Consider the following 5,477-nt stretch of genomic DNA (forward strand, 5'->3'; position numbering starts at 1 on the left):
CCACGTCATGACCCCGCCCCGCGAACCCGGCCGCCTCCTGATGGTGATGCCGTACGAGCAGCTCGTACGCAAGGCCGTCGAAGCCGGCTTCGAGGTCTGGTCGATCTGGGACCCCGCGCTGCGCACACCCGAATACCTCGACAAGGTCGCCGCCCACTCCCGGGAACTGGCCCTGGTCGACTTCGGGGACGAGGCGGCCCTGCGCGCCCTCGTCGCCGAACTGGCGCACGAGCACGACGTCCAGCACGTCCTGCACCTGGGCAGCGAGGCGACCATGGCCCCCGTGCTCGCCGAGGCCGAGGCCCTCGGCCTGTCACCCAACACCGCCGAATCCGTACGCCTGCTCAACGACAAGCACGCGATGCGCGGCCTGCTCAACGCCCACGGCGTCTCCGCCGTCCGCGCCCGCCGGGCGGAGACCCTCGGCGAGGTCGAGCCGCTGCTCACCGAGTTCGGACTGCCGGCCGTGGTCAAGCCCACCAACACGGCCGGCAGCCGCGGCATCGCCCTCGTCCGCACCGCCGCCGACCTCGCCGAGTGGACCGAGCGGGTCAAGGCGGGCGGCTTCGAGGGCCCCTTCATCATCGAGGACTACCTCGAAGGCCCCGAGTTCAGCGTCGAGACCCTCACCGCCGGCGGCACCCACCACGTCGTCGGCATCACCGCCAAGCAGACCACGGGAGCCCCCGGCTTCGTCGAGACCGGGCACATCCACCCCGCCCCCCTCGACCCCGCCGACGCCGCAGCCATCCGCGACACCGTCACCGCCCTCCTCGACCTCACCGGCTACGCCTTCGGCCCCGCCCACACCGAGGTCATCCTCACCCCGGCCGGGCCGCGCGTCGTCGAGTCCCAGGCCCGCCTCGGCGGCGACCGGATCCCGCTGCTCGTGGAGGTCGCCACCGGCTACGACATCGAGGCCGCCGTCTTCCGGGGCCTGGCCGGCGAGGACGTCACCGCCCCCGCACCCCACCGGTACGCCGCCATCGGCTTCTTCCAGCTCCCCGCCGGACGCCTGGAGTCCGTCGACGGCCTCGACGACCTGCGCGCCCGGGACCACGTGCACGGCGTGCACTTCCCCTACGGCCCGGGCGACGTCCTGCCCCGCACCACCGACTCCGGCACCCGCCACGGCTACGCCGTCGTCGACGCACCGACCCCCGCGGAGGCCGCCGACCGGATCGCCGCGGCCCGCACCGCCCTGCGCACCACGACCACCCAGACCCCGAAGGAAGCCCTGCGATGACCGCCCCGACCGCGCGCGCCGCGGACCGAACCCTGCTACTCGTCGGCGCCACGGACCAACACCTACAACGGGCCAAGGCACTGGGCGTCCGCGTGGTGCTCCTCCAGCACCCCGACAAGATCACCCCGTACCAGACCGGGCTGGCCGACGTCCTCCTGATGGTCGACTACACCGACTGGGACACCGTGCGGCCGCTCGCCGAGGCCTCCCGCGAGGTGTGGGGCTTCGACACCGTCGCCTCCCTCACCGAGGCCGGACTCGACATGGCCGCCCGCCTGAACGCCCACTTCGGCTTCCCGGGCACCGGCCCCGAGGCCAGCCGCCGCATGCGCAACAAGTTCCTGATGCGGCAGCACCTCACGGAACGGGGCAAGCTGTCGATCCACTGGGACCGGGTCACCGACCGCGCCTCCCTCGACGCCTTCGCCGCCCTCGCCGGCTACCCCTTCATCATCAAGCCCACCGACGCCACCGCGAGCTTCGGCCTGATCCGCGTCTCCACCCCCGCCGAACTGGACGCCACCTGGGAGCGGATCGAGGAGCTGCGCGGCCGCCGCAGCGACCGCGGCTCGACCCTCTACACCGTCAGCGAGTTCCTGATGGAGTCCTACCTCGACGGGCCCGAGTTCAGCGTGGAGGCCTTCAGCTTCGCCGGACGCCACGTGGTGATCGCCGTGACCGAGAAGCTCGTCGACGACACCCACTTCGCGGAACTCGGCCACGCCCTGCCCGCCCGCCTGGCACCGGACGCGCACGACCGGATCACGGCCGCCGTCGAGGACTTCCTCGACACCATGGGCGTCACCGACGGACCCAGCCACACCGAGCTGCGCCTCGGCTCCCGGGGCCCCGTCGTCATCGAGTCCCACAACCGGGTCGGCGGCGGCCACATCAACGAACTGGTCGAGGCGGCCTACGGCATCGACCTGCTCGGCTACGGCGTCGCCTGGCCGCTCGGCCTCGTCGAAGCGCTCCCGGAGCCCCCGAAGGCCCGGGCCGGCGCCTGCACCCGCTTCGTGCTCCGCGACCCGGGCACGGTCACGGCCGTCTCCGGAGTGGCGGAGGTCGCCGCCCGCCCCGACGTGCTCGCCGTGGAGGTGTCCGTGGCGCCCGGCGACCCGGTGCGCCCGCTGCGGGACAACTGGGACCGGCTCGGCTTCGCGGCCGTCACGGCCGCCGACACCGACGCCGCCATCGCCCTGTGCGAGCGGCTGACCGGGCAGATCCGCATCGACGTGACCCCGGCCGAGGCGCCGGCGGACGCCCTGGACCTGGAGGTCGCCGCGTGACCGCGCTCGTACTGCACCGGTTCCCGCTCGGCCCGTTCCCCTACGACCGCTGGCTCGCGGAACTCGACGGCGGCGTGGTGCTGATCGCCGCCCGCGACCGCATCGAGGGCGCCCGCGAGCAGGTGCCCCCAGGCGACGGCGGCTACCGCCGGCTGGTGGTGCTCGACGACTTCGAGGACGAGGAACTCCTCGACCGGACCGCCCTCGAACTGGCCGAGGAGTACCGCGTCACCCATGTCGTCGCCCCCCACGAGGCGGACCTGATGCGGGCCGCCCGGCTGCGCGAGAAGCTCGGCCTGCCCGGGCAGCTCCCCGACGAGGTCCTGCCCTTCCGGGACAAGGCCCTGATGAAGCGGCGGCTGGAGGCGGCCGGCATCGAGGTCGCCCCGCACACCCTGCCCCCCACGGCCGACGACGCGCGGGACTTCGCGGACGAGCACGGACTGCCGCTCGTCTTCAAGGCCCGCGACGGCTTCGGCTCGATCGGGCTGCGGATCGTACGGACCCCCGGGGAACTGGAGGAGTACCTGGCCGGGGCCTACGCACCGGGCGCGGCCCCCCGCGAGGACCTGCTGGCCGAGGCGTACGTCCCGGGCCGGATGTGCCACGTGGACGGGGTCGTCGTCGGCGGCCGCACCGTGATGGCCTGGCCGTCCCAGTACCAGTACGAGCTGTCCTCCTTCCAGGCCGACCCCGGCGCCCGGGTGGACCTGACCCTGGAGCCCTCGGACCCGCTGACCCCGCGTCTGCTGGAGCTGGCGGACAGCGCGCTCGCGGCCCTCGGCGGCCCGGCGGACCACGCCTTCCACGCCGAGGTCTTCCACACCCCCGACGACCGCCTCGTAGTCTGCGAGGTCGCCTCCCGCCCGGGCGGCGCCCGGATCCGCGAGGTGCTGGACGCCGTGTTCGAGGTGCACCCGATGGAGCTGGAGAAAACAAGCCCAGACGGGACTGCGGCTAAAACGTCCTGAAAAAGACTCGCGGAAGGCGCCCGGCTGGAGCCCCTCCGCATGGCCGGCCAGGTCCTGATGATGAAGCGGCCCGGCACCGTGCGCGGCATCCCGGTCACCCCGGAGGAGCCCTGGGTGCGGTACTACGGCGTGTACGCGGAGCCGGGCGAGGTCCTCGGGGAGGCGGCCCTCTCCTCGGACTTCCTCGCGGCGGCGGTGCTGTCGGCGCCGACCCGGCAGCAGTGCGAGCGCCGGCTGCGGGCCCTGGGCGCCCGGTTCGAGGCGGAGATCGTGATCGACTGACCGGCGAGGTGCGCGACCAGCCGGCCCGTGCGCCGACCTGCGGGGATGGGCTATAGTCGATCTCGAGCCCGCCGCCGCGGAACACGGCGAACGGGACGGTGCGTTGGTGGTCCAAGGAAAGACACCCCACTTCCCGTGGGGGAATGCAGGTGCAAGGCCTGCCCAGCGCTCGAACGAAGGCCCCGGCCTCCTCACGGAGACCGGGGCCTTCTGTCATGCGCCCGCCGCGCGGCCTGACGTTCCCCGGGGCGGGTGGCCCGGTTCAGCCGCCGAGCGGGCGCCGCCGCTCACGAGGTCAGCTCCGTCAGGTCGGTCAGCGCCTCGGAGAGCTGGACCGGGTCGATGTCGGCGAACTTCAGCGGGTACGTACGGGAGTGCCAGTAGTCGCAGGGCGTGGTGTCGAGCCAGACGGTCTCCAGCGTCTGGTCCGGGAACTCGCCGACCAGCCCGGTCGCGATGCCCTCTTCGAGGCCGATCACCAGATGGCGCTCGGGGCCCAGCCGGCGGGAGAACCAGCGCTCCACGCCCGCGTCCTGCGGCACCCCCCGCTCCCACCCGCGCTTCTGGAGCCCGAGCAGCCTGCCGACCGGCACCGTGACGCCCTCGAAGCGGGTGAGCCGCTCACCGCCCGCCTCCTCCTCCGTCACGGTCAGCACCGCCCGGCCGAGCTGCGGGAACGGCTGGACGATGCCCAGACCGCCGAACGCAGCGGACCAGGCCGCCACCGCGTCCGCGAGGTGCAGCGGATGGGGCAGGGTGACGACCGCCCCGTCCGCGACCTCCACGGCCCCGCCCGACACGTCCGCGTACGCACGGTCCCCGGTGACGCGGAACGCGGTCACCGACTCCCCGTCCCGCACCAGCCAGACGAGCCGCCGCACCAGGTGCCACACCAGCGGATGGGCGACGAACAGCTGCCGGAACGCGGCACCCGTCCAGGACCGGCCGTCCACCATCGCGGCCTCCAGCCGCCGCACCTGGTCCGGGGCGACCGTCCGCGCGTCCTTCCGCAGCGCGGCGAACCGCTTGCGCCCGGCGGACGCCCGCTCCGCGTCGTCGTGGACACCGGGCTTCGGCAGGTCCTTCAGCCGGCGCCCGTCCTCGTCCAGCACGTACGGCCGCAGCCGCTCGTCGAAGCCGACCGTGAAGCGGCGCGCGCCGTAGTCCAAGGCCGTGCTCCCGTCCGCGTCCAGCCCCAGGTCCGGCACCAGACGGTCCGACAGCTCCTCCGCGGTCAGTCCCAGTTCCGCCGCGACCGCGGCGATCTTCTCCTGGGCGCGCAGCTTCAGCGCCTTGAACTTCACCCGCTGCGCGATCCCGTGCAGGCTCAGCAGGGCCGCATCGCTGCCGATGGACGCGAGGACCTCCAGCCCGTCGACCGCGCGCTGGTGCGCACCCTCGCCCGGCCAGGCCCGGATCACCGGGGTCAGCGCCCGCACCGTCCCGTCGTCCCCGAACCGGCCCAGCGCGTGCAGGGCCCAGGTCTCCTTGGGCGGCATGCCCGCCAGCCGCCACTGCGTGAACAGCTCCCACACGAAGGCCGTCAGCGACTCCCGCGTGCACAGCTCCCGCACCTGCTCCAGCCCCGGGTATTCCGAGGACGGCGTGGTCAGCGCGAGCATGGTGAGGAGGTGCTCCACGGCGGAAGCGGGCAGCGCCCCGCCCGACTTCAGCAGGACCTGCGGGAGC

Annotated in this window: 5 protein-coding genes; 4 read left to right on the forward strand and 1 reads right to left on the reverse strand. The window is 73.7% G+C overall.

Features of this window, described 5'->3' with window-relative positions:
- Positions 1-7: 7 nt before the first annotated feature.
- From SSNG_RS32055 to SSNG_RS44320, 4 genes are read left to right on the forward strand one after another with little or no spacing between them, the layout of a single operon-like run.
- Positions 8-1,246 (forward strand): ATP-grasp domain-containing protein, encoded by a 1,239-nt coding sequence (locus SSNG_RS32055; protein WP_007268101.1) that lies wholly within the window; start codon positions 8-10, stop codon positions 1,244-1,246.
- Positions 1,243-2,535, forward strand: coding sequence for an ATP-grasp domain-containing protein (locus tag SSNG_RS32060; protein WP_007268102.1), 1,293 nt, complete (start codon positions 1,243-1,245; stop codon positions 2,533-2,535). Before SSNG_RS32055 ends, SSNG_RS32060 begins: the two co-directional genes overlap by 4 nt.
- Positions 2,532-3,506 (forward strand): hypothetical protein, encoded by a 975-nt coding sequence (locus tag SSNG_RS32065; RefSeq protein ID WP_007268103.1) that lies wholly within the window; start codon positions 2,532-2,534, stop codon positions 3,504-3,506. Before SSNG_RS32060 ends, SSNG_RS32065 begins: the two co-directional genes overlap by 4 nt.
- 39 nt (positions 3,507-3,545) lie before the next feature.
- Positions 3,546-3,788 carry a hypothetical protein gene (locus SSNG_RS44320; protein ID WP_241695169.1) on the forward strand — a complete coding sequence of 81 codons (243 nt, stop codon included), beginning with the start codon at positions 3,546-3,548 and terminating at the stop codon, positions 3,786-3,788.
- 287 nt (positions 3,789-4,075) lie between these two features.
- Here the strand turns inward: SSNG_RS44320 and SSNG_RS32070 are convergent.
- Positions 4,076-5,477, reverse strand: a 1,402-nt coding sequence (locus tag SSNG_RS32070; protein WP_042802489.1) for a DUF4132 domain-containing protein, incomplete at its 5' end; no start/stop codon positions are given.

Source organism: Streptomyces sp. C, from assembly GCF_000158895.1.
Lineage (GTDB): Bacteria > Actinomycetota > Actinomycetes > Streptomycetales > Streptomycetaceae > Streptomyces > Streptomyces racemochromogenes.